A 23581-nucleotide genomic window follows, 5' to 3' on the forward strand; every position below is an offset into this window, starting at 1 on the left:
TCTTTACTGAATAATCAATCCTGTTAAGAATAACATAACCATACCGATGGCAGCTAGGCCGCAAACAATAATATGGCGACGTTTGTACATCACTACAATGGCGATGAACTCTCGAATAAACGCGTTAGATAAAAAATAAAAAGCGGTTTTTGCACCAATGCCATCAGCTTTTAAGCCAGCCATTCGAGCGAAAAGACCCGCTCGGAAAAGGTGATAATTGTTTGTAGTAAAAATGGCTTGGAAATTAGCATTTCCAAAATCCTCAATCATTGTTTCTTTGGAAAAACGCATATTTTCTAGTGTGTTTTTTGAATGAGCTTCTACTAAAATATCATCATCAGGAATACCTTGTGTCAAAGCATACATTTTCATCGCGACACTTTCAGGAAGTAATTCATCGGGGCCTTGACCACCAGACATGACGATTTTTGGCGGATTTAACGTTGCGCGATTTTGAGCCTTGTAAAATTGAATGGCTTTGTTGATGCGGGCTTGCAATAACGGCGGCACAATCTCACCATTGATTAACCCCGAACCTAACACAACAATATAATCCTGTGTATATTTTGGCTGATTAAATTGATACAACGTAGAAACAGTTAAAAAATTATAAAAAACAAACGCGAAATAAGTCAAAATAAATGGCGCAATAGTTAATGGTAAGGAGAGCCAAGTTGGTAACAACGATTGAAAAAAGAAATTATAAATTAATAGTAATGTTAAGCCAATTGCTAGCAACAACGTCAACAAGTTTCCTAGAGACCGACCTTCTTTTCTCATAACAACGACCGCATTCCAATAGAGGAAAATAATTAAGGCATAGAGTCCTAAAGCCAAAGCGATAAAAATTGCCAGCAGGGCAATAATTGCTAAGGTGATTAGAAAGTAGTTGTTTGTACGAATCGCAGTAATCCCTAAATAAGTCGCTAGAACCACAAGAAAAATATTAAATAATGTTCCATTCAGTAAACGCCTTTTTTCTTTGAAGTAGAAGAGCGCAAACAAGCCAAAAAAAGCAATGGGAATTAAAAAGAAGGCTGTGCCACGAATGATTTCTAAATATAAAACATATGAGAAGAACATAAAGACAGTCCAGCCAAACATCCACGGCAACCAATCGTGTTCTTTTTTCTTTTTCCGCCACGAGGGAATGAAAAAGAGACCCAATAAATAAACACCTAAAAAGGTTAAATCACCATAAAATTGCATAAATAAACTCCTTTAAAACATTTTTCCTCTTCAGTATAACGAAAACTCTTCAAAAAAAATAGAGGAAGCACTTAGTTTCAGAAAGTTTTCTTGTTCTTTTTTTTATAAAAAAAACCTGACGATTAACGTCAGGTTTTTGAGTCAGTATTGTTTAATTAAGCTTTAGTAACGTTAGTTGCTTGAGGGCCACGTTGACCTTCTTCGATTTCGAAAGTTACTGCTTGACCTTCTTCTAAAGTTTTGAAGCCGTCACCTTGGATAGCTGAGAAATGTACGAATACATCGTTTCCGTTTTCTGCAGTGATGAAGCCAAAGCCTTTGTCTGAGTTAAACCATTTTACTGTACCTGTTTCCATAATAAATATCCTCCTAGATGTGTGTTATAACACATTCATATTTTGCAATTACTTGAAAGGTGAAAAATGTGGAAGATGTTTATTTGAAACAGCTACCCATATTACCGAACAAAAACTACATCTATTACTATAGCATACTAACTGGTTTTTGTATAGCAATAACCTTATTTTCTTTTTTATCGGATGTTTTTTAAAAACTAGAAAGTGAAGATAAGGCTGTTATAGTGCTGTTTCAATAAGGCTCAGAAAAAAAGCCCATTGTAAGGCGCTTTCTTACAATGGGCTTTTTGCCTGTTTTTAATAACGGAGGATAGCCGCTAAAGATTTTTCATCTGGTGCAGCTTTTTGGTCTAAAACAAAAACTTGACCGCCGTTTTGAATGACTTGGTAAGCAATGGTGTTTAAAAGTTTGCGACGATCATACTCTTCAGATGACATTTCATTGTTTTCAGTAACAAAGAGTGATGTTGCAATAAAAAGATGGGAAATTTTGCCGTCAGCTGCCGCTGGCGAAATATCTGTAAATTGATCTAAGAATTTACGATCTAGTAATTTGTTATAAGAAGCTGTTTCTTTTTCTGTTAACTCTGCAGCTATTTTTTCACTAGCGCTGCGGATATCTTGAATGGTTGCTTGTGCAGGTGAAGCAGCAACTGAAATTGAGCAATCATAATAAGGATTTTTAGCAATCTTTTTAAAGAGTGTTTGGTTTTCTGGTAAAGCATAAAGATAAAGCGGTAATTTTTCAGGATTATCCAGTTGATCTTTTAAGAAAGTATCGACTGCTTGATAGTAGTTCACCCAATCAATTTCAACTTCTTTATCTTTAGTATTGATGCTATGATAAGCGACACCTTCTTTAGAACCGTTAGAACTACCTTGAGTTGAAAAGTTTAAATTACCACCCGTTAATTCATCACCTAAAGCTGTGACCACGTCTGTTGGCGCGTCTTTAGGCAATTCAACAGGAGTCACAGTCGTATGATCAACCTTGTAAAGTTTCATTGAATCGCGATTTAGAGCAAGTAGGTAATAATGGTAGTTAAATTGTTTGTCTTTGACTAGTCCAAGTAAATAAGGAATCGTGTCCACGTAATATTGATCGTCAACGGGCACATCTAATCGTTGAACAAAGGTGTTTTCTGGAGATAAGATGATTGAAACACTTGCTGTGCCGTTGCGCCAGAAGGAAGCATCAGCTAGAAGTGCGTCAATTTTTTCTTGGAAAACAGACCATTTTTCCTCAGGAAATTTTTTTTCAAAGCGTGTTTTTGCCGCTTTTGCAAAATTTTTCAAAACAAGCGAATCTTTTTCTACGTTTTGATGAGCGACATGGGTGTTAAACAAGAAAGTAACAAACGGTCCATGAACTTCTTCAGAAAATAATGTTGATAAGCTATCTTTTTTTTGATTTGCCATAATAAAATCCCCCTTCTAAAAGTAAGTGTAGCACAGGAAATCGAATGTTTAAAACAATATGTTCAATAAAAGAAAACGCTTTAAAGAATTTAAATAAAGGACTGTTAATGGTGTTCTAATAAAAGTTTTATAAAAAATATAGCTGAAACTCATGATAAAAAAGGCACAAACTACTATACTTACGTTATGCCAATTATCCCGAATTGGTTTTTTCATACTTACTCCTACCAAGAGTAAATAACAACCTTCATTTCCACCACAGACGACGGTCGTGGTGGTTTTTTTTGTTTAGGTTCTAGTTTTTTTTGCTATTAACTTTTGAGAAGGACAGAGTAAGATAGTTAGAGAGATTATGACAAGTACGAGAATGGTGAGAAGAGTTATTAAGATCCCGTTTTGATAGGTTAACAATGGATTTCGCAAAGGTCTCATAATGTCACCACCTAATAGAATATGAGGCATATCCAAGTAGCTTAAGAGAATGTAAGGTTTTAAGTTCTCGTTAAGTAACGTATTGAGTACATCGTATTGTCCAATCACTAATGGAATAATTAAAACAGAGAGATTTAGAATTAAATTACTTGTTAGAATGCTGAATACTAAACTTAACAATGCTAGAAATACTAGAAATAATATAAAAAAGAAGATTGTTTTAACGACAAAGTCATTTGTTGCTATCAAACTGACTTCCGTATTTTTCGAACTGGTGGCAATCGGGTAATTAAACACACCCAGTCCATTTTTCAGAAAGACAAATGCAAGTACAAGGAGAAATGCGCTGAGTAGGTTTGCAAAGAGCGACAAAACAATGGCAAAAAGTTTGGTGTAATATGTTCGTACATAAGAGTTAGGAGAAACACAATACCAAATGAAATTATGTTTTTTATAGTCTAAATTAAATAAATAAGCAATCTGGAAACTAATCAGAATTAAAATAATTTGCATTAATTGAGGAGAAGAAAAAACCAAATTTAGATATTGGATCACGCCCATCTTTTTTGGATTATCACTCGTTTTATTTAGCCCATTGTTTTTTAAATACTCCAGTACGGCCACTATACTTTTTTGTTCACTAATTGATCTAGCTTGCAAACTACCATCTAGAATTCCTTCTAGCGTTTTTTTTCCAAGTTATACTCATTTTCAACAATCGCTTTTTGATCTCCTTTCTTTAGAGAATCAATGAGTTTTTTTAAATAACCATTTGTTTCCTTGATGTCTTCAACGATTTTTGTTGCAGTTGGGTCATCTTTGATACTTTCAATCGTTGTTATGCCGGCATAGTAATTATCTTCGTAATATTTTACATAATTAAAATTGGCATTTCCTAGAAAAAAAGGAACGCTAATAACGAGAACGAATAATGCAAACAGAAAATAAGTGGTTTTCTCTCGAAAAATTTTAATTAGTTCAAATTTTATCATTTAGGCACGACCTTTCGTTGCATATAGTTCGTAGTATTCTTCTTTTAATTGTAGATAGTCTAGTGACGCTGATTTCAGAATACCGCTATCTAAAAAATAAATTGCATCACAAAGCTTGCTTATTTCGAAAATATTATGAGATGACAAAAGTAATGTTTTTCCTTGCTCTTTTAAAGTAAGAAAGACGGTTGTTAGGTACTCAACATTTTCAATATCGAGACCATTTAATGGCTCATCAAAAATCAGAAAAGACGCACCACTAGCGATGGCGACTGAGAGCAAGGCTTTTTGCTTCATACCTGCAGAAAGGTGTTTAATTTTTTTGTTTATGTACGTGTTAACACCGACTAAGTTAGTGATGGATTCAAAATTAGCATCATGTTTCCATAACTTGGCCGCTACTTGCATATTCTCGTAAACGGTAAGATTTGCAAATAATTGATTCGCGGATTCTATGAAAAAGATTTTTTTATTGTAGTCAGTTCTGTTTTTGATTGATGTTTTGTCAACTATTACTTCACCAGATTCGAGCGGGATAAGTTGGACGATTGATTTAAAAAAAGTCGTTTTTCCTGTACCATTTGGGGCAACAACACATGTGATTGATCCCGTACTTAATGTAAGCGACAAGTTATTCAAGATGTTTTTATTGTTCAATGCTACGCAGATCTTGGTTATTTCTATTGAATTATTCAATTTTTTTCCTCCTTTTATTAGAAATTAGTTATATATATTATATTAACATTAAATTAAAGAAATAGAAAGGTTGTTTTTCGGATAATTATTTGGTGGTATAAAATTATAAATAGTGAAAATATATTATGTTAGGAGTAGAAACAATGGAAAAGAAAGTTGTGTATGGTTGTGTTCTAACAAATTTGTTGGGTGTTAGTTTGGTGTTTAATTCACCAGTAGAGGCAGAAGAAGTCGTTCAAAATGATGCGTTAGTTGAATTGCAAAACGAGATTGGTAGTCAATCTGTTAACCCAAGAAACAGAGCTTATGTTGGTTGGGTCGTGAGGTATTTCCATCAATATCAAACTCGAGCAACAGGGAACTGGGCGCCAAATTTACATGGATATGTTTATGGGAAAATCAATGTGCGTAATGGTTATTCTGCGAATGGATGGACGTATTTGGGAACAACGAATAATTCTAATTGGTTTACGATTGAACACAAGTTTAGACAAAATTATCGAGTATGGTAAATCGATTATTTTATAAGTAAGGATAAATAAAGAAGATAAACCAAATAAATGCCAGAAGGTGTCTCCTTCTGGCATTTATTTGGTTTATTACAATGAATATGCTAGTGGCTGAATAAATTAATAAGTACAAACAACACAGAGCCGCTGACTGTCGCATTACTTAAGAATTTGTCATTTCAAATTTACGGAACCGCAAGAAACGATTTGCTTCTTCCTCTAACTGAGTAATTTCTTCTTCTGTTAACTCTTCCGTAGTAATGTGAATATGTAACTCTTTTTGTGTGCTTGTCATAGGTGCCTGATGATTAATCTCTGTTTGTTGGGTGCGGCCCATTAAATAGTCCAAGGAGACAGAAAAATAGTCTGCTATTTTTAAAAGATTCTCTACTTTAGGCGAAGAGGTATCCCAACGACGAATTTGTCCATTGGAAATGCCGACGTTTCTTTCTAATTGGGCGAGGGTTAGTTGCCTTGACTGAGCTAATTGTTTAATGCGAGAAATTAAGGTCATTTCAAGTCCTCCTTGTGTTTTCCGTTTGCTAATTTTAAATTAGCGTAAAAGCGAATGGTTGTCAATTGCGAGCGTGTAATAAGAAGGTGAACATCTCATGAGTGATTTTTTAGAAAATTTCCGATGAAAAAAAGAAGAAATAGAGTTATTATTAGTAAGTAAACTGTTTTGGAGCGAGAGGGGATGAATCAATGGAGAAAATTAAAAGTTACCAAGAGGATTCTGAAGTGCAGAAAAATCGTTGGTGGATATTAGTTTCTGTGGCTATGTTTACCTTCATGTCTACATTAGATTCCAGCATTGTAAATATTGCTTTACCGACTATTTCAAAAGAAATGTCCGTACCCATGAATCAAGCGGAATGGGTCGTATCTATTTATTTAATGGTTGTCTGTGCTTGTTTATTATTATTTGGAAAAATTGGCGACAGTTTTGGAAAAATAAAAGTTTATCGAATTGGCACGGTTATTTTTACGATTGGTTCGTTACTTTGTGGCTTTAATCAATCGCTGAGCTTTCTATTATTTGCGCGAGTCGTTCAAAGTATTGGTGCTAGCATGACCATGGCGACCAATTCAGGAATTATTACGGAAGTATTCCCTTTAAATGAAAGAGGGCGGGCGCTTGGTGCAGTAGGAGCCTTTGTCTCTTTAGGCGCGATTGCTGGTCCTGGGATTGGTGGATTGATCTTATCAAACTTTTCTTGGTCGTATATTTTTTGGATTAATGTTCCTGTGGGGCTAGTTACAATTTTAATTGGTGAAAAGTTTCTACCAAAAGATATTACAAAAACAAAAGAAAAAATCGATTTTTCAGGATTTGCTTGTATTGCCATTGCGATTATGACGTTCTTCGGCGGGATTTTCCTCGGACAAGAGAGCGGGTTTGGCTCGTTACAATCCTATTTATTGTTCATTATTGCAATAATCGCATTAGGATTATTTATAATGGTTGAACGAAAAAGAAAAAGCCCACTTATTAAGTTCGCAATTTTTAAAAACAAAATTTTTACTTTAAGTTTATTGTCCGCCGTTTTAATTTTTGCCTCAAACTTTTTTGTAAATGTTGTCATTCCATTTTATTTGCAGGATGCACGCAAACTAAGTGCTAGTTATGCTGGTCTATTAATGATGGTATTTCCGTTATTAATGGTGGTTGGGGCTCCTCTGAGTGGCTATTTGACGGATAAAATTGGCCCAGGTATTTTAACATTTGGCGGATTGTTGCTCTTGTGCTGTACGTCGTTAATGTATATGTTTTTAGATATGAATTCGCCTATCTGGTATTATGTGATTGCAACAGCCATTATGGGCTTGGGAAATGCACTTTTCCAGTCTCCAAACAATACAATGGTTATGAGCAGTGTTGAAAAGCAAGATTTAGGTGTAGCAGGAAGTATGAATTCTTTTGCTAGAAACTTAGGAATGGTCATTGGGATTGCGTTGTCAACGACCATTTTATATCGTGGTATGAGCGAAGCCTATGGTGAACGAGTAACCACGTATCTGGCTAATCGCCCAGATATATTTATTGTGGGAATGCGTGAAACCTTTTTTGTCGCCTTTCTATTATGTGTGGCGGCCTTTATATTAACGATTTTACGTTTTCGGAAAACAACCAAATAAGTAAAAAGAAGCAGACGAGAAAGATTCATGATTTTTCTCGTCTGTTTCTTTACTAGCTAAGAAAATAAGCAAATGCGATTGTATATTTCTAATTCTCTGTTACAATAAAGAAAGTAAACTGTACTAAACTGTACTACTTTTAAGAATGAATTTGACGATTAATTATCATAAGAGTGTGTAGAAAATACCGTAGGAGGAATACAAATGGAACTGATAGGACATGGACATTCATGTATTGAAATTCGTCTAAACGACGGCACGAACCTTTTATTTGATCCTTTTATTAATGGCAACCCTTTAGCGGACGTTTCACTTGAAGATTTACACCCTGATTACATCTTAATCACCCACGGACACAGCGATCATATTGGCGATATGCTAGCAATTGCTCAAGCCAACAAGGCAACGATTATTGCGATAGCTGAAGTGGCTACGTATGCACAGTCGCAAGGGGTAAAAGCGCATGGAATGAATCTAGGTGGGCGTTATGTCTTTCCTTTTGGTTCGGTTAAATTTGTGCCAGCTTTGCATAGTTCCGGTTATGAAATAGACGGCGTAATGACCTACATGGGCGAAGCAAGTGGGATTATTTTAGAAGCAGAAGATAAAAAAATTTATCACGCTGGTGATACGGCGTTGTTTTCAGATATGCACCTTTTTGCAAAAGACAAATCCATTGATGTAGCGTTCTTACCAATTGGCGATAATTATACGATGGGACCAGAGGATGCGCTAGAAGCAGTCTCTTACTTAAATCCTGAAATAACCATTCCAATTCATTACAATACCTTTCCTGTTATCCAACAAAATCCAGCAATATTCGTAGAGCAAGTAGTTGGCGGGAAAGTATTAAACCCAGGAGAGACGATCCTAGTTTAGGAGGAAATTATGGCGACGAAACATGATCAAATTTTAAAACATATTGAAGAATTACCAATTGGCGATCGAATCTCTGTTCGAAGCATTGCCAAAAGTTTAAGTGTTAGTGAAGGAACAGAGTATCGGGCCATCAAAGATGCAGAAAATATTGGGCTTGTTTCCACCATTCAACGTGTTGGTACGATACGAATTGAGCGGAAGTTAAAAAAACATATTGAAAAATTAACATTTGGTGAAGTGGTCCGGATTATTGAAGGGGATGTGTTAGGCGGTAGCTCTGGTCTAGACAAAGTCCTTAATAAATTTGTAATTGGTGCGATGACAGAAACCGCAATGACGCGATATATTACTCCCGGATCCTTAATGATTGTTGGTAACCGCCAAGGCGTGCAAAAGCTTGCTTTAGAAAATGGGGCAGCCGTTTTAATTACAGGTGGATTTGAAACATCTGAAGAGATTGCGCAGTTAGCAGATCGTCTGGGTATGCCTGTCTTGAGAACCACATATGATACATTTACTGTGGCTACTATGATTAACCGTGCTTTAAGTGATCAGCTGATTAAAAAAGACATTTTACTCGTCAGTGATATTTATACAGCGCTTGAAAAAACCAATTATTTGTTGACAACTCAAACGATTGCAGATTATCAGGCATTATCTGAAAGTACCCATCATTCTCGTTTCCCAGTAGTAAATAAGAAATTACGTTTAGTGGGGATTGTCACAGCCAAAGATGTCATTGGTAAAAGTGAACATTTAACCGTGGATAAAGTCATGACAAAGGATCCCAATGTTGTGAAAAAGATGATGAGTGTAGCGAGTGTCAGTCATCAAATGATTTGGGATGGTCTAGAAGTCATGCCGGTGGTGGAAGATGATTTAGCGCTTGTTGGGATTGTTTCTCGCCAAGATGTGATGAAAGCTATGCAATTGGTGCAACGACAACCACAAATTGCAGATACAATTTCAGATCAAATTTCCGGGGAAGTGATGCCTGTTGAAGAAAATGGCAAAGAAACAACCCGTTTTCGTTTTTCGGTTGCGCCCCAAATGGTTAACAGTGTTGGTACCATCTCGTTCGGTGTCCTAAGTGAAATTATTTCTAACGTGACACAACGAACAATGTTGATGAATCAAAAAAGAAATGTACTAATTGAACAAGTGAATCTACATTATTTGCGGCTAATCCAGTTGGAAAGTGAATTGGACATTCGTCCACGGATTTTAGAAATTGGTCGTCGCTCTGCAAAATTAGATATTGAAGTTTATTTAGAAAATGTCATTGTGGCAAAAGCAATTGTTGTTTGCCAAGTGATGGAGAGAACGTAGGAGGCTACAAAGAATGGACGTAGTAAAAGAAATTATGGCAGCAATTAAACAATATGAAACAATTATTATTCATAGACATCAAAGGCCCGACCCAGATGCAATTGGCTCACAGGTTGGGTTAGCAGAACTCTTAAGAGCGAGCTTTCCTGAAAAAAATATTTATCAAGTAGGCGGACCAGTGGAAGGCTTAGAGTTTTTAGCTGAAATGGACGTTATTACTGACGATGTCTATCGAGGTGCATTAGTCATTGTAACAGATACTGCAAATGCTCCAAGAATTAGTGATGCGCGTTTTTCTTTAGGCGATCAATTAATTAAAATCGATCATCATCCGAATGATGAACCCTATGGAGATTTAGTTTGGGTGAATACAAATGCAAGTAGTTGTAGTGAAATTATTGTTGATTTTTGGCAACAGCATTTAGCAGAATTAACGATGACAGATAATGCAGCTCGTTTATTGTATGCTGGGATTGTGGGGGATACAGGACGTTTTCTTTATCCTTCCACTTCGGCGCATACACTCGCTGTCGCTGCGCAATTGCGTACGTTTAACTTTAATGCCGCAGACTTAAATCGTGAGTTAGACCAAATGCCTTTAAAGGTTGCTAAATTAGCGGGTTATATTTATCAAAATTTAGAAATCGACGCAAATGGCGCTGCTCGTGTCGTTTTACCACAAAGTATTTTAAACAGTTATGATATTGTCGATTCTGAAACGGCAGCCATTGTTTCAATGCCAGGAAAAATTGAAGATGTTCTCTCATGGGCAATCTTTGTTGAACAGCCAGAAGGTTATTATCGCGTTCGGTTACGTTCCAAAGGACCAATCATTAATACAATTGCTAAAAAACATCATGGCGGCGGCCATCCTTTGGCAAGTGGCGCTAATGCACGTGATGCGGCTGAAATTGAAGTGATTTACCAAGAAATCCAAGCAGCTTGCCAAAAGTGGGCTCAAAAATAAATAAGTAATTAGAAAGTAGTTATCGGACGTTGATAAATCATTAGGACTACTTTTCATTCACTAGAAAATAAGGTAAAATGAAAAAGAATTATTTTTTACAAAGGAGAACGTTAATGACAGAGCAATTACCAAACTGCCCTGAATGTGGGTCGGCATATGCCTATGAAGATCGCGGATTATTTATTTGTCCAGAATGCGGTCATGAATGGTCACCAACAGAAGAAGTTGCAGAAGAAGGCTTAGTAGTTAAGGATTCAAATGGCAATCTTTTAGCGGATGGTGACAGTGTTACTGTAATCAAAGATTTGAAAGTTAAAGGTGCCAGTGGCGCAATTAAACAAGGCACAAAAGTGAAAAACATTCGTTTAGTGGAAGGTGATCATAACATCGATTGTAAGGTAGATGGTTTTGGTCCAATGAAGTTAAAATCAGAGTTTGTTAAGAAAAATTAAATTTCATTTGAATGATGAGACAGTAAGAGTCTAGGACACAACCATCGTCCTAGACTCTTACTAATGTTTATCGGTCTTGTATTTTATCATTGTACGAAGGCCGTGCCAAGCGTTGTAAAGTGTGAGGATTAACCCGATACCTAAAGGAATCCATAACCATTGCGGAGAATAAGCGGCATCTTTTAACGTTTCAGGGTTGATGGTCCATGATTCTTGCAATACTTGGAAACTAAAAACCATGAGAAATGTTGAAATAAGTAACAAAATAAACCGTAAATAATGAATCGTTGTTTGACGGTGAATCAGTGCAAAGAGTAAGTAGAGCACAAGTAAAAATAGCGGCACTCCAAACGCAAAATATGGCTGTAACATGAGAACGTCCTCCTTTTTCTTAATGATACTGCAAAGGAGAGGATTTGCAAAATAAAATTTATTGTTGGTACATTTTTTTAGAAACAAGTATAGTGTTATTGAGGCATTCATACTTGAAATTGTTTATTTTGGAGGAATTTTTATGGCAGTATATAGCGAACCAATTAAATGGGCAATCATTATTTTCCCGTTTCTAGCATTTTTTATTTCTGGGGCATTATTAATATATGAATACCGCAAATATGGTTCATTTGTTTGGACACGAGCAATGATTTTGTATTCATTTGTTTTTTATTTATTATGTGCCTATTTCTTGGTAATTTTACCGTTGCCATCTCGGGCAGAAGTGGCTCAATACACAGGACCGACAATGGAACTGCGGCCTTTTCATTTTATTTCAGGGATTTTAAACGAAACTGTTTTTTCGCTCAAAGATCCTAGTACGTATTTGCCAGCATTAAAACAGCATGCCGTTTTAGAACCACTGTTTAATGTTTTATTAGTTTTACCTTTTGGTGTGTATTTACGGTATTATTTCAAATGTTCATTTTTAAAAACAGTTCTTGCCAGTTTTTTATTGTCATTATTTTTTGAATTAACACAGTTATCTGGCCTTTATTTTATTTATCCACGTTCGTATCGCTTGGCGGATGTCAATGATTTAATTAATAATACCGTCGGAGGCATAGTTGGTTATTGGTTGACGCCGCTCTTTACCTTTTTATTGCCAACACGAGAAGAAATTGATGCCACCTCTTATGAAAAAGGGCAGACAGTTAGCCTGTTGAGACGTTTCTTTGCATGGGGGATTGATTGGTTGGTGATTGGCTTTGTGCAAGGCCTGCTCGTTTTTGGACTAAATTTCATTCCAGCTTATAAAAATTGGGCAACCAATTATCCGATTTTTTCAGATCGGATGTGGTTCTTTATCATGGTGTTTGCGGTCTTTATCGTCATGATGAAACTGACAAATGGTCAAACGTTAGGGAAAAAAGTTGTTCGCATTCGGGTGGTTGAAACAGGACATGAAAAAATTCGTTTAAAAGCCTTGTTTGTTCGCTACGGTTATTTGTATTTTGTGTATGGTTTAATTAGTATTTATCTAGCCAATGCCACTGATTTATTGAATTCTTCTAATCGGATGTTGCAAATGGTGTCACTGCTTCTGTATTTGTTCTGTTTAATTTTATATTTACTGTTTTTGATCAACGTTTTGTTAACCTTGATTCGTAAAAAACGGCGTTTGTTTTATGAAAAAGCCAGCCATACTTATACAGTCAGTACATTAGAAGTTGCGAAAACAAAGGAATCAGCAGGTGAGTAAAAGTTGTTTTTGTGTTATAATGCCAAAGTGCATAAAGAATTTAACGAGAAGAGGTGAGGCAAGTGCCTTCATTTAAACAATTTCAATTTCAACCTTTTATCAACGAAGCACTCGCAGAAAAAGGGTTTGAAGAACCAACAGAAGTCCAAGAAAAATTAATCCCAATCATTAAGAAAGGGAAAAGTGTCATTGGACAATCGCAAACAGGAAGTGGAAAGACGCATACTTTTTTACTTCCATTAATGGATAAAGTTAAGCCAACTATCGACGAAGTACAAATTGTGATTACTGCGCCTAGTCGTGAATTAGCCAATCAAATTTATCAAGAAGCGCAGCAATTGGCTCGTTTCAGTCAACCAGAAATTCGAGTGTCAAATTTTGTTGGCGGAACAGATAAACAACGTCAATTAAATAAATTAAAGCATCAGCAACCTCATGTGGTGATTGGTACACCAGGGCGGATTTTAGATATGATGAATGAACAAGCCTTGAAAGTGCATACGGCTTTTGCCTTTGTTGTCGATGAAGCAGACATGACATTAGATATGGGCTTTTTAGCAGAAGTCGATCAAATTGCTGGTCGTTTGCCAGAAAAATTACAAATGCTCGTTTTTTCTGCAACCATTCCAGAAAAATTACGACCATTTTTAAAAAAATATTTAGAAAATCCAGTGATTGAACATATCAAACCAAAAGCAGTTATTTCAGAAACAATTGACAATTGGTTGATTTCCACCAAAGGAAAAAACAGCAATCAAATAATTTATCAATTATTGACTATCGGGCATCCTTATTTAGCGATTGTTTTTGCAAATACTAAACAAAGAGTTGATGAAATCACCGATTACTTAAAAGATCAGGGCTTAAAAGTTGCCAAAATTCATGGAGACATTACACCACGCGAAAGAAAACGTGTGATGCGTCAAGTTCAAAATCTTGACTACCAATATGTGGTAGCTACTGATTTAGCCGCACGTGGGATTGATATTGAAGGGGTTTCACATGTCATCAATGCAGAAGTTCCACATGAATTGGACTTCTTTATCCATCGGGTTGGCCGCACAGGACGTAATGGATTGAATGGGACTGCCATAACATTATATTCACCAGCAGATGATGAAGCGATTACTCAGATTGAGCAGTTAGGTGTTTCTTTCAAACCAAAAGAAATTAAAAATGGTGAGATTGTAGAGACGTATGATCGTAATCGTCGAACAAAACGAGAAAAATCTCGAGAAGAATTAGACCCAACGTTAATTGGTTTAGTGAAAAAGAAAAAGAAAAAAATTAAACCAGGATACAAGAAAAAAATTAATTGGGCAATTGAAGACAGCAATAAGAAAAAACGTAAAATTGAACGTCGTCAAAAAGATCGTTCTGCTAGAAAAGCAAAAAAGAATTCTTCTAACTAAAAACGTTGTGGATTATAAAAAGTAAGGGACTAGAATCGTAAAGATTTTAGTCCCTTACTTTTTATATGATAAATATTTAAGTCACTTTTAAAATAACTCTTTTTTAAAAGTAGTTATCGTTAAAAGTAGAGAAAATTACCGATTAATTGTAAAGATTTTTGTCGAAAACATCAAAATATTAGTGTTAAACATCAACATTTTGATGTTTTCTCGAGAAAAAAATAATAAAATTACAGAATTTTTGGCGTGTTTTAGCAAAAAGTAGGAAGTTTCGGCACTTTTTTTGTTAAAAAATCAGCTTTATTAGTTGATATTAAAGGAAATTCATTTTTTTTTACGGAGGATAAAAAAATTTCACACACAAAAAAATGCATTTTCTAATATAATATAAATAACCACTAAAATAAAGAATAAAGGAGCGAAGAGAGATGAATATAAAAAGGTATTTATTAATCAATCGCTGGAGGAAACACGCGATTTGGTAACGTATTTTGATCGGTGCGTTTAGTTATGGGTAACAGAAAGAAGTTCTAGGAGGAAAGAAAAAATGAGAAGGATTTTGGTATTAACAAAGAACATTTTAGTTGAGCAAACATTTCAGCAGCAATTACAATATTTAAATTATGAAGTCTTTTGTACAAACTGCTTTGAAGAAACTGTAGAACACGAGTTAACTTTTTTTAATTATTTTGATGCAATTGTGTTAAGCGAAACACTTTCTCAGAACGATTGCTTGAGATTATTAGGAAGTCTTTCATCATTAGAGAAGCCGATTTATCGACGTTCACAATCGATGTGTAACAAACGTGAAGCGGAGATTTGGCAGGAAAGAGGCATTATCCGGTGGTTGGGCCTCAAAGATTCATTGGAAGAGATTCGTGAAAAAATTGACACGGTGGATCAAAGTTTTGCCGAAGCAACAGCCGAGCTACTTGATGACCAAGTAAAAAAGATTCGCTTTACAAAAAACGAGCAACGCTTTTTAAAAATCTTGTATCAGCATGCCCACGAAGGGTTGGATCGTGATCAAATTTGTCGCTTGCTTTGGCAGAAAGAACCAGATGCTTCTACAAAATCGCAGCTGTCTTTTGTATGTAAACGAGTGAAACAAAAATTTAGTGATGCAGGTATGAATGAAGAGATTATTACGACCTCTTGGGGAAAAGGGTATCAAATAAATGAAAAAATTTTGCCTTATTTAGAGCAAACGTTGTTTGAAACAGCTTAGTAAGGAAAGATTCCTACGAAAACAATTGACTTTTCGGTAGATTTTTCTTATACTTTTGACTATAAGCTAAAGGATATGAGGAATCTTATTTGGATCACAGAAAGCCGTTCATTGCTGAGAGAAGGGCATCAGATAAATTTACTTGCTCCCTTTAGATGGACTTGATAGAAATATCAACGCGACTCTGCGTTATAGAGCTTAAGAGGTAATGATCCAACATCATTGCAATCAAGGTGGTACCGCGAGCAATCGTCCTTGACTGCAATGGTGTTTTTTGTGTTCACAATCTGCCACTTAAGAGGGTACAAAATATAAATAGTTAATTATTAATAGAAAGTAGGAAAATCAATGAAAGAATTAACAAGTAGTCAAGTTCGCCAAATGTATTTAGACTTCTTTAAGTCTAAAGGACATTCAGTAGAACCAAGCGCTTCTTTAGTACCAGTAAACGATCCAACATTATTATGGATTAACTCTGGTGTTGCAACCTTGAAAAAATATTTTGATGGCTCTGTTGTGCCAGAAAATCCAAGAATTACGAATGCTCAAAAATCTATTCGTACAAATGATATTGAGAATGTTGGGAAAACGGCTCGTCATCATACAATGTTTGAAATGTTAGGGAACTTCTCAATTGGAGATTATTTTAAAAATGAAGCGATTCACTGGGCTTGGGAATTTTTAACTGGTGCTGAATGGCTTGCTTTTGACCCAGAAAAATTATATGTGACTGTTTATCCGAAAGATACAGAAGCAAAACGCATTTGGCGTGATGAAGTTGGTTTATCTGAAGACCATATTATTGATGTAGAAGATAACTTCTGGGATATCGGTGCTGGTCCAAGTGGTCCGGATACGGAAATCTTTTATGATCGCGGCGAAGAATTTTTAGATATTCCAGAAGATGATCCAGAAAATTATCCTGGTGGCGAAAATGAACGCTATTTAGAAATTTGGAACTTAGTGTTCTCTGAATTTAACCATACACCAGAAGATACGTACGAACCATTACCACATAAAAATATTGATACGGGCATGGGCTTGGAACGTGTTGTATCTATCATTCAAGATGCACCAACAAATTTTGAAACTGATTTATTTATGCCAATCATTCATGCGGTAGAAGCTTTAGGAACTAACGTGAAATATGGAGATGCACCACAAACGGATGTTTCCTTTAAAGTGATTGCTGACCATATTCGCGCCTTGTCCTTTGCAATTGGTGATGGTGCGCTTCCTTCAAATGAAGGTCGTGGCTATGTGTTACGTCGTTTATTACGTCGTGCGGTAATGCACGGGAAAAAATTAGGCATTAATGAAGCCTTTTTATACAAATTAGTGCCTGTTGTTGGCGAAATCATGGTAAGCTACTATCCAGAAGTATTACAACAAAAAGACTTCATCGAAAAAGTGGTTCGGACAGAGGAAGAACGTTTCCATGAAACCATCAATGAAGGTTTAAGCATGTTAAATGAGGTTATTAAAGAAGTTAAAGATGCAAAAGGCGATACATTAGATGGAAAAATTATCTTCAAACTTTATGATACTTTTGGCTTCCCCGTAGAATTAACGGAAGAAGTTGCAGAAGATGAAGGCTTGAAAGTCGACCATGCTGGGTTTGAAACAGAAATGGAAGCACAGCGTGAACGTGCTCGTTCTGCCCGCAGTAAAGAAACTTCAATGGGTGTTCAATCTGCTTTATTAACAGATATTAAAGTAGAAAGTAAATTTGTTGGCTATACAGAATTAACACATGATAGTGAATTATTTGTTATTATTCAAGGTGACGCACTAGTAAATGAAGCATCTGCAGGAACAGCCGAATTAATTTTTGCTGAAACACCATTTTATGCTGAAATGGGTGGACAAATTGCTGACCGCGGCTATGTAAAAAATACCGCAGGGGAAGTCGTTGCCAACGTGGTGGATGTGAAAAAAGCACCAAACGGTCAATTTTTACACAAAGTAGAAGTTTTGGCGCCATTAGCAGAAGGTCAAATTTATCAATTGCAAGTGGACGAACGGATGCGGACACGTATTTTGAAAAACCATACGGCAACCCATTTATTGCATCGTGCTTTAAAAGATGTGTTAGGGGAGCATGCCAACCAAGCAGGCTCATTAGTTGCACCAGGACATCTACGTTTTGACTTTACTCATTTTGGGCAAGTTACATCAGAAGAACTAGCGCGGATGGAAGCCATCGTTAACGAAAAAATCTGGGAAGCTATTCCTGTTGTCACAATTGAAACAGATATTGATACAGCGAAAAACATGGGCGCAATGGCGTTATTTGGCGAAAAATATGGCAAAGAAGTCCGTGTAGTTAATATTGGGGATTACTCTATCGAATTATGTGGTGGAACACACGTTGCTAATACAGAAGATATCGGGATTTTCAAAATTGTTTCCGAATCTGGGATTGGTGCAGGAGTACGCCGTATTGAAGCAGTGACGAGTAAAGAAGCGTATCAACTTTTACAAGAAGAAGAACGTCAATTGAAAGAGATTGCTACATTAGTTAAATCACCTCAATTAAAAGAAGTGGTTACGAAAACAGAGCAATTGCAACAACAATTACGTGATCTACAAAAAGAAAACGAACAATTGGCAGGCAAATTAGCGAACCAACAAGCTGGTGACATTTTTAAAGATGTCAAAGACATCAACGGTGTTCGTTATATTGCCGCTCAAGTCAATGTTAAAGACATGAATCAATTACGCCAATTGGCTGACCAATGGAAACAAAAAGAATTGTCTGATGTACTAGTTCTAGCAACTGCACAAGATGAAAAAGTAAGCTTGTTAGCGGCTATGACAAAAGACATGAACGGAAAAGGCTTAAAAGCCGGTGACTTAATCAAAGCAATTGCGCCAAAAGTTGGCGGTGGCGGCGGTGGTCGTCCTGATATGGCTCAAGCTGGTGGGAAAAATCCAGAAGGGATTGCGGATGCCTTAGCAGAAGTTGAAAACTGGTTGGCAAATGCCTAATTAAAAATGTTTTCCCTATTATTAATATAAGGAGAATGCTCTTTATAGCAATAATGACAGCCCTCTTCAAAGTTATGAAATTGATTTTGAAGGGGGTTCTTTTTTATAAGTGATTACGGAGAGAAAACAGTAGATTGCACGAATGTGTAAGTTTTCATCTTCAATTGACAATGGTATAATAAGCAACGGAGGAATCAAAAATATGAATGAAAATCAATTATCAAAACGTCTCGCAACGGTTGGTGATTTAATCCCTAGAGGAAGTCGCTTAGCAGACATTGGTTCAGACCATGCTTATTTACCAGTTGCTTTAATGTTAGAAAATAAACTGTCTTTTGCTGTGGCTGGGGAAGTGGTAGAAGGCCCTTATCAATCTGCCAAAACCCAAGTCAGTAAATCCAATTTGACGGATAAGATTATCGTACGTTTAGCGAACGGGCTAGATGCAATTGAACCTGAAGATCAAATAGACGTCATTAGTATTTGTGGAATGGGCGGCACATTAATCCGAGATATTTTAGAAGCTGGACGCAAAAAAAATCGTTTAACAGGGAAGGAACGCCTTGTTTTACAACCGAATATTGGTGAACCAACTTTACGCCGCTGGTTAATGGCAAACGACTACAGTATTATTGATGAAACAATCGTGGAAGAAAACCGTAAGTTGTATGAAATTATCGTAGCCGAAAAAACAGAGCAATCCGTTTCTTATACGGACCAAGAATTACTATTTGGGCCAGTTTTAATTAAAAAACAAGGACCGGTTTTTACTAAAAAATGGCAACGAGAATTAAAACAGCGCAAAACTGTTCTTGCACAACTAGCAAAAGCAAGTGGAGAACATATTGAAAAACAAGCGAAACTACAGCAAGACCAACAATTAATTGAGGAGGTGCTGGCCAATGGCTGTGAACGGTAAGACATTGATTCGACGTTTCAATGACTATTGTCCCGAGTGGCTAGCTGAAACGGGAGATCCTGTGGGCTTGCACATTGGTACGTTAGATAAACCAATTGAAAATGTGATGGTTACCTTAGATGTTCGTCCTGAGGTCGTTGCAGAAGCAATTGAGAAGCAGGTTGATTTAATTATTGCGAAACACCCACCTATTTTCCGCCCAGTTAAGCGATTAACCACAGATAATTTTCAAGAAAAAATGTACGCTGATTTATTAAAACACGATATTGCTGTTTACGCAGCGCATACTAATATGGATATTATTGACAATGGGCTAAATGATTGGTTTTGTGAATTATTGGGAATTAAACAGACCACCTTTTTAACTAAAACACATACTGTTCCTTATAAAAAATTAGCCGTTTTTGTGCCAATTGATGAAGCTCCGCAAATGAGAGAAGCTTTAGGTCTAGCTGGCGCCGGGTCTCAAGGTGATTATTCTAAAACAAGTTACTCTTTAATTGGAACAGGACGTTTTACACCAACACAAGGAGCAAATCCCACGATTGGCGAAATTGGTCAAGAAAGTGTCGTCCAAGAAGCAAAAATCGAAGTGATTTTCCCTGAAACTAAGCAAGAACAAGTTCTTGCAGCTATGTTACAGGCGCATCCTTATGAAGAACCGGCGTATGATGTTTATACCATTGAAAATCAATCAAAAGAATTTGGTTTAGGTCGGGTTGGAGTATTAGACAAGCCTGTGAGACTCTCTGATTTTGTACAGCAAGTCAAGGAAGCTTTCCAATTGGACGGCTTGCGGGTCATTGCAAAAGATGATACTAAAATGATTCAACGGGTAGCCATTTGTGGTGGAAGTGGTGAAAAGTTCTATCATGATGCATTACGTAAACAAGCCGATGTCTATATTACTGGTGATGTGTATTATCATACGGCACATGACATGATTGCTGAAGATTTACCAGTTATCGATCCTGGTCATTACATTGAAGCGCTTTGTAAGCCAAAACTTGTGGAATTAATGAATCAATGGAAACAAGAAAATGAGTGGGCTGTATCCATTTTTGAATCAGAAGCGAATACCAACCCATTTCGTTTTAAATAAAAAAATGAAGATTAAAGGAGTGTTCTTTTATGTATGAAAATCTATTACCTCGTTTTTTACGCTATGTGAAAACAGAAACACGCTCAGATGCAACTAGCACAACGACACCATCAACACAAACACAAGTAGCCTTTGCACAAACCTTAAAAAAAGAATTAGAAGAATTAGGAATGAGCGATGTTATTTATAACGAAACAAATGGTTTTGTGATTGCTACGTTACCTAGTAACGTGGAGAAAGACGTTCGTTCAATCGGCTTTATTGCCCATATGGATACCGCTGATTTTAATGCAGTGAATGTTTCTCCGCAAATTGTTGAGAACTATGACGGAGAATCAACGATTCCTTTAGATAAAGAAGGCAAATTCACTTTAAATACGAAAGACTTTCCTAACTTAAAAAATTATCGTGGTGAAACACTTATCACAACAGATGGTACCACTTTATTAGGGGCTGATGATAAATCAGGTATTGCGGAAATAATGACAGCCATGGAATATTTAATTAATCACCCAGAAATTAAACATGGCACCATTCGTGTGGCTTTCGGTCCTGACGAAGAAATTGGTGTAGGTGCCGACAAATTTGATGTCGCTCAATTTAACGTGGATTTTGCTTATACAATGGATGGCGGACCAGTAGGTGAATTACAATTTGAAACGTTTAATGCGGCGCAAGCAGAAATTACAATTCAAGGGAAAAACGTTCATCCAGGAACAGCAAAAAATACAATGATTAATGCGTTACAATTAGGAATTGATTTCCATAATGCCTTACCTGCTGACGAAGTTCCAGAAAAAACAGCAGGTGAAGAAGGCTTTTATCATTTAGCAGCGTTTGCTGGAACGCCAGAAGAAGCTACAATGACGTATATTATTCGCGATCACAATCGCGAGATTTTTGAAGCACGTAAAGCTAAAATTAAAGAAATTCAGCAAACATTGAATGCACCATTTGATGAAGAACGAATCAAAGTTGATTTATTTGATCAATACTATAATATGCGAGAAGTGATTGAAAAAGATATGTCCATTGTCGAAATTGCTAAACAAGCAATGGAAGAATTGTCAATTCAACCAATTATTGAACCTGTTCGCGGTGGAACGGATGGCTCAAAAATTTCTTATTTAGGGATTCCCACACCAAATATCTTTGCTGGTGGCGAAAATATGCATGGCCGTTTTGAATTTGTTTCATTACAAGCCATGGAAAAAGCGACCAATGTGATTATTAAAATTGCTGAATTAAATGCAAAATAAATGAGGTACTCAATAGGAAAGTAAGAAAACGGGCAACCGAGAACTTACTTTCCTGTTGTAGTTTCATGAGTCATTGAAAAAATTTTTGCAATTAGAATCAGAACAAGGTATCCTAGTACAGTAACTAGTTAGGAGGCCAGAAAGAATGCTTCAGTGGATAGTAATCATTTATTTCCTCGTCATTAATTTAGTATTGTTTAGTATGATGGGTTATGATAAAAAACAAGCAAAACGTGGGAACTGGCGTATTCCAGAACGCCGCTTATTGACGATAGGACTTGTCGGTGGCGGTCTAGGTGGGCTAATGGGACAAAAGAAATTTCATCATAAAACCCAAAAACCAGTTTTTGCATTGTGTTATTCAATTGGCGTAATCGCGATGATTAGTTGCATCTATCTAACGTTTAAGTAAGAACAAAAAAGGAGAAGCGATGAAAGGAAAAGTAAAAATTGGCTTAAATATGTTGTTAATGATTATCGTTTTAGGCGTAATCTTTTATGTCATGGATAATTCATTAAGTGATATTTTTGCTCAACTGATGGAAACGAGTTGGCTGGTGCTGATTGCTGTTATTTTTTTTGGTGTAGTTTATCAATTTGCAGAAGGGCGCTCAATCAAGGAAATAGCTCGTTATTTTAACAAAGACTTTACAACAGTGGATGGTTTTTTTACTTCTTGTTATGTAGCATTTTATCGGATTATTTCATTTGGCACGGGAACCTTGCTTTCAGAAATTTATTTTTATAAGAAAAAGGGAATTCCTGTTTCTAAAAGTGTGGGGATAACGGCATTACATATGATTATGTACAAAGCAGCTGTGATTTTTTTAGCAATTATTGGTTTGATTATTCAATTTTCCCTGTTTTATGAAAATGCGCCTAAGATGATTCCATTCATTTTAGCAGGTGTTATTTTAACATTAGTAATAATTGCAGCATTACTTATTTTATCTAGTAGCTTAAAGTTGCAAGTTTTATTGGTTAAGTTTGCCAATCGTTGGTTTAAACGACCAAAACTAAGAGATTGGGTGGATAATTGTAATTTACAAATCTATTCCTTGCGGGCAGCTGTCCAAACAATTACACAAGATCACTCAGCGTTGCTTCGAATCTTTTCATGGAATGTATTTAAATTATTATTTTGGTACATTATTCCTTACATTGTTTTAGTAGAAAATCACCCGAATATTGATTTATTATTAGTGATGTCCTTTACCAGTTTTGCTGTTATTCTTTCAGGAGTTATTCCGACACCTGCTGGCATTGGTCCATTTGAATTTGTTTACTTATTGTTGTTTAAACCATTGGTCGGCAATGTTGATGCTGTAGCATCTGTTTTACTGTATCGATTTGGTAGCTTTGTGTTACCCTTTTTGATTGGCTTGGTTTATGTCGCCATTGAGAAACGAAAATCATTACGCATTGAGATTGAAGAAATAAAACGTCAAACAGATGAATAAGGTAGAACGAGAAAAAGAGCGACTCTTTTTCTCGTTCTTTTTTTTTAAAAGGAATTGACTTGTACGAGGGATGTCTTATAATAGACTTAATACATGACTAAAAAATATTTTTTTGAACTAATAAAAATTATGGTA

General features: G+C 36.1%; 23 protein-coding genes. 15 read left to right on the top strand and 8 right to left on the bottom strand.

Annotated features, from left to right (window positions below):
• Window positions 1–3: 3 nt before the first annotated feature.
• The 6 genes from PYW42_RS06010 to PYW42_RS06035 form a co-directional block, all read right to left on the bottom strand.
• Window positions 4–1209 (bottom strand): YdcF family protein, encoded by a 1206-nt coding sequence (locus PYW42_RS06010; RefSeq protein WP_002409998.1) that lies wholly within the window; start codon window positions 1207–1209, stop codon window positions 4–6.
• Between the two features lie 155 nt (window positions 1210–1364).
• Window positions 1365–1565: a cold-shock protein gene (locus PYW42_RS06015; RefSeq protein WP_002357750.1), complete on the bottom strand. Its 201-nt coding sequence runs from the start codon at window positions 1563–1565 to the stop codon at window positions 1365–1367.
• 297 nt (window positions 1566–1862) lie between these two features.
• The gene (locus PYW42_RS06020; RefSeq protein WP_002365588.1) at window positions 1863–2984 is read right to left on the bottom strand and encodes a baeRF6 domain-containing protein; all 1122 of its coding nucleotides are present in this window, start codon (window positions 2982–2984) and stop codon (window positions 1863–1865) included.
• A 288-nt stretch (window positions 2985–3272) separates the two neighbouring features.
• Window positions 3273–4076 (bottom strand): hypothetical protein, encoded by an 804-nt coding sequence (locus PYW42_RS06025; protein ID WP_002389147.1) that lies wholly within the window; start codon window positions 4074–4076, stop codon window positions 3273–3275.
• Between the two features lie 20 nt (window positions 4077–4096).
• A complete protein-coding gene (locus tag PYW42_RS06030; protein ID WP_002389141.1) occupies window positions 4097–4408 on the bottom strand; it encodes a hypothetical protein in 312 nt (103 codons plus the stop codon).
• Complete coding sequence (locus PYW42_RS06035) at window positions 4409–5104, bottom strand: ATP-binding cassette domain-containing protein (RefSeq protein WP_002389056.1); 696 nt, start codon at window positions 5102–5104, stop codon at window positions 4409–4411. It abuts the gene before it with no gap.
• Window positions 5105–5247: 143 nt separating this feature from the next.
• Here PYW42_RS06035 and PYW42_RS06040 point away from each other — a divergent pair, with 143 nt between their 5' ends.
• Complete coding sequence (locus PYW42_RS06040) at window positions 5248–5616, top strand: hypothetical protein (RefSeq protein WP_002389200.1); 369 nt, start codon at window positions 5248–5250, stop codon at window positions 5614–5616.
• Between the two features lie 160 nt (window positions 5617–5776).
• On the opposite strand, the gene PYW42_RS06045 is transcribed toward PYW42_RS06040, so the two are convergent.
• Entirely contained in the window at window positions 5777–6127 is a 351-nt protein-coding gene (locus PYW42_RS06045; RefSeq protein WP_002365589.1) for a helix-turn-helix domain-containing protein, read from the bottom strand.
• A 191-nt stretch (window positions 6128–6318) separates the two neighbouring features.
• Between PYW42_RS06045 and PYW42_RS06050 the strand changes: the two genes are divergently transcribed.
• The 5 genes from PYW42_RS06050 to PYW42_RS06070 all read left to right on the top strand — a co-directional run bounded on the left by PYW42_RS06050 (window position 6319) and on the right by PYW42_RS06070 (window position 11379).
• A complete protein-coding gene (locus tag PYW42_RS06050) occupies window positions 6319–7752 on the top strand; it encodes an MFS transporter (RefSeq protein ID WP_002389187.1) in 1434 nt (477 codons plus the stop codon).
• 204 nt (window positions 7753–7956) lie between these two features.
• The gene (locus PYW42_RS06055; RefSeq protein ID WP_002409994.1) at window positions 7957–8631 is read left to right on the top strand and encodes a metal-dependent hydrolase; all 675 of its coding nucleotides are present in this window, start codon (window positions 7957–7959) and stop codon (window positions 8629–8631) included.
• A 9-nt stretch (window positions 8632–8640) separates the two neighbouring features.
• The gene (locus PYW42_RS06060; RefSeq protein WP_010816112.1) at window positions 8641–9960 is read left to right on the top strand and encodes a DRTGG domain-containing protein; all 1320 of its coding nucleotides are present in this window, start codon (window positions 8641–8643) and stop codon (window positions 9958–9960) included.
• 13 nt (window positions 9961–9973) lie between these two features.
• Window positions 9974–10927 carry a DHH family phosphoesterase gene (locus PYW42_RS06065; RefSeq protein ID WP_002389219.1) on the top strand — a complete coding sequence of 318 codons (954 nt, stop codon included), beginning with the start codon at window positions 9974–9976 and terminating at the stop codon, window positions 10925–10927.
• 113 nt (window positions 10928–11040) lie between these two features.
• Window positions 11041–11379, top strand: a complete 339-nt coding sequence (locus PYW42_RS06070; protein ID WP_002357741.1) for a zinc ribbon domain-containing protein YjdM — start codon at window positions 11041–11043, stop codon at window positions 11377–11379.
• A 60-nt stretch (window positions 11380–11439) separates the two neighbouring features.
• On the opposite strand, the gene PYW42_RS06075 is transcribed toward PYW42_RS06070, so the two are convergent.
• The gene (locus PYW42_RS06075) at window positions 11440–11838 is read right to left on the bottom strand and encodes a hypothetical protein (protein WP_002382283.1); all 399 of its coding nucleotides are present in this window, start codon (window positions 11836–11838) and stop codon (window positions 11440–11442) included.
• A 55-nt stretch (window positions 11839–11893) separates the two neighbouring features.
• On the opposite strand from PYW42_RS06075, the gene PYW42_RS06080 reads away from it, so the two are divergent.
• From PYW42_RS06080 to PYW42_RS06120, 9 genes are all read left to right on the top strand, one after another.
• A complete protein-coding gene (locus PYW42_RS06080) occupies window positions 11894–13075 on the top strand; it encodes a VanZ family protein (RefSeq protein ID WP_002357739.1) in 1182 nt (393 codons plus the stop codon).
• 53 nt (window positions 13076–13128) lie between these two features.
• Window positions 13129–14487 (top strand): DEAD/DEAH box helicase, encoded by a 1359-nt coding sequence (locus PYW42_RS06085; protein WP_002385937.1) that lies wholly within the window; start codon window positions 13129–13131, stop codon window positions 14485–14487.
• Between the two features lie 547 nt (window positions 14488–15034).
• Window positions 15035–15715: a helix-turn-helix domain-containing protein gene (locus PYW42_RS06090; RefSeq protein ID WP_002389199.1), complete on the top strand. Its 681-nt coding sequence runs from the start codon at window positions 15035–15037 to the stop codon at window positions 15713–15715.
• A 348-nt stretch (window positions 15716–16063) separates the two neighbouring features.
• The gene (alaS, locus tag PYW42_RS06095) at window positions 16064–18706 is read left to right on the top strand and encodes an alanine--tRNA ligase (RefSeq protein WP_002389036.1); all 2643 of its coding nucleotides are present in this window, start codon (window positions 16064–16066) and stop codon (window positions 18704–18706) included.
• Window positions 18707–18908: 202 nt separating this feature from the next.
• Window positions 18909–19625 carry a tRNA (adenine(22)-N(1))-methyltransferase gene (locus PYW42_RS06100; RefSeq protein ID WP_002357733.1) on the top strand — a complete coding sequence of 239 codons (717 nt, stop codon included), beginning with the start codon at window positions 18909–18911 and terminating at the stop codon, window positions 19623–19625.
• The gene (locus tag PYW42_RS06105; protein WP_002374954.1) at window positions 19609–20727 is read left to right on the top strand and encodes a Nif3-like dinuclear metal center hexameric protein; all 1119 of its coding nucleotides are present in this window, start codon (window positions 19609–19611) and stop codon (window positions 20725–20727) included. Before PYW42_RS06100 ends, PYW42_RS06105 begins: the two co-directional genes overlap by 17 nt.
• A gap of 29 nt (window positions 20728–20756) precedes the next feature.
• Window positions 20757–21986: a peptidase T gene (gene pepT / locus PYW42_RS06110; RefSeq protein WP_002360428.1), complete on the top strand. Its 1230-nt coding sequence runs from the start codon at window positions 20757–20759 to the stop codon at window positions 21984–21986.
• A gap of 145 nt (window positions 21987–22131) precedes the next feature.
• The gene (locus tag PYW42_RS06115) at window positions 22132–22398 is read left to right on the top strand and encodes a DUF1294 domain-containing protein (RefSeq protein WP_002360427.1); all 267 of its coding nucleotides are present in this window, start codon (window positions 22132–22134) and stop codon (window positions 22396–22398) included.
• Between the two features lie 19 nt (window positions 22399–22417).
• The gene (locus tag PYW42_RS06120) at window positions 22418–23446 is read left to right on the top strand and encodes a lysylphosphatidylglycerol synthase transmembrane domain-containing protein (protein ID WP_002357727.1); all 1029 of its coding nucleotides are present in this window, start codon (window positions 22418–22420) and stop codon (window positions 23444–23446) included.
• The last annotated feature ends 135 nt before the right edge of the window (window positions 23447–23581 follow it).

Origin of the sequence: Enterococcus faecalis, assembly GCF_029024925.1 — a bacterium.
GTDB lineage: Bacteria > Bacillota > Bacilli > Lactobacillales > Enterococcaceae > Enterococcus > Enterococcus faecalis.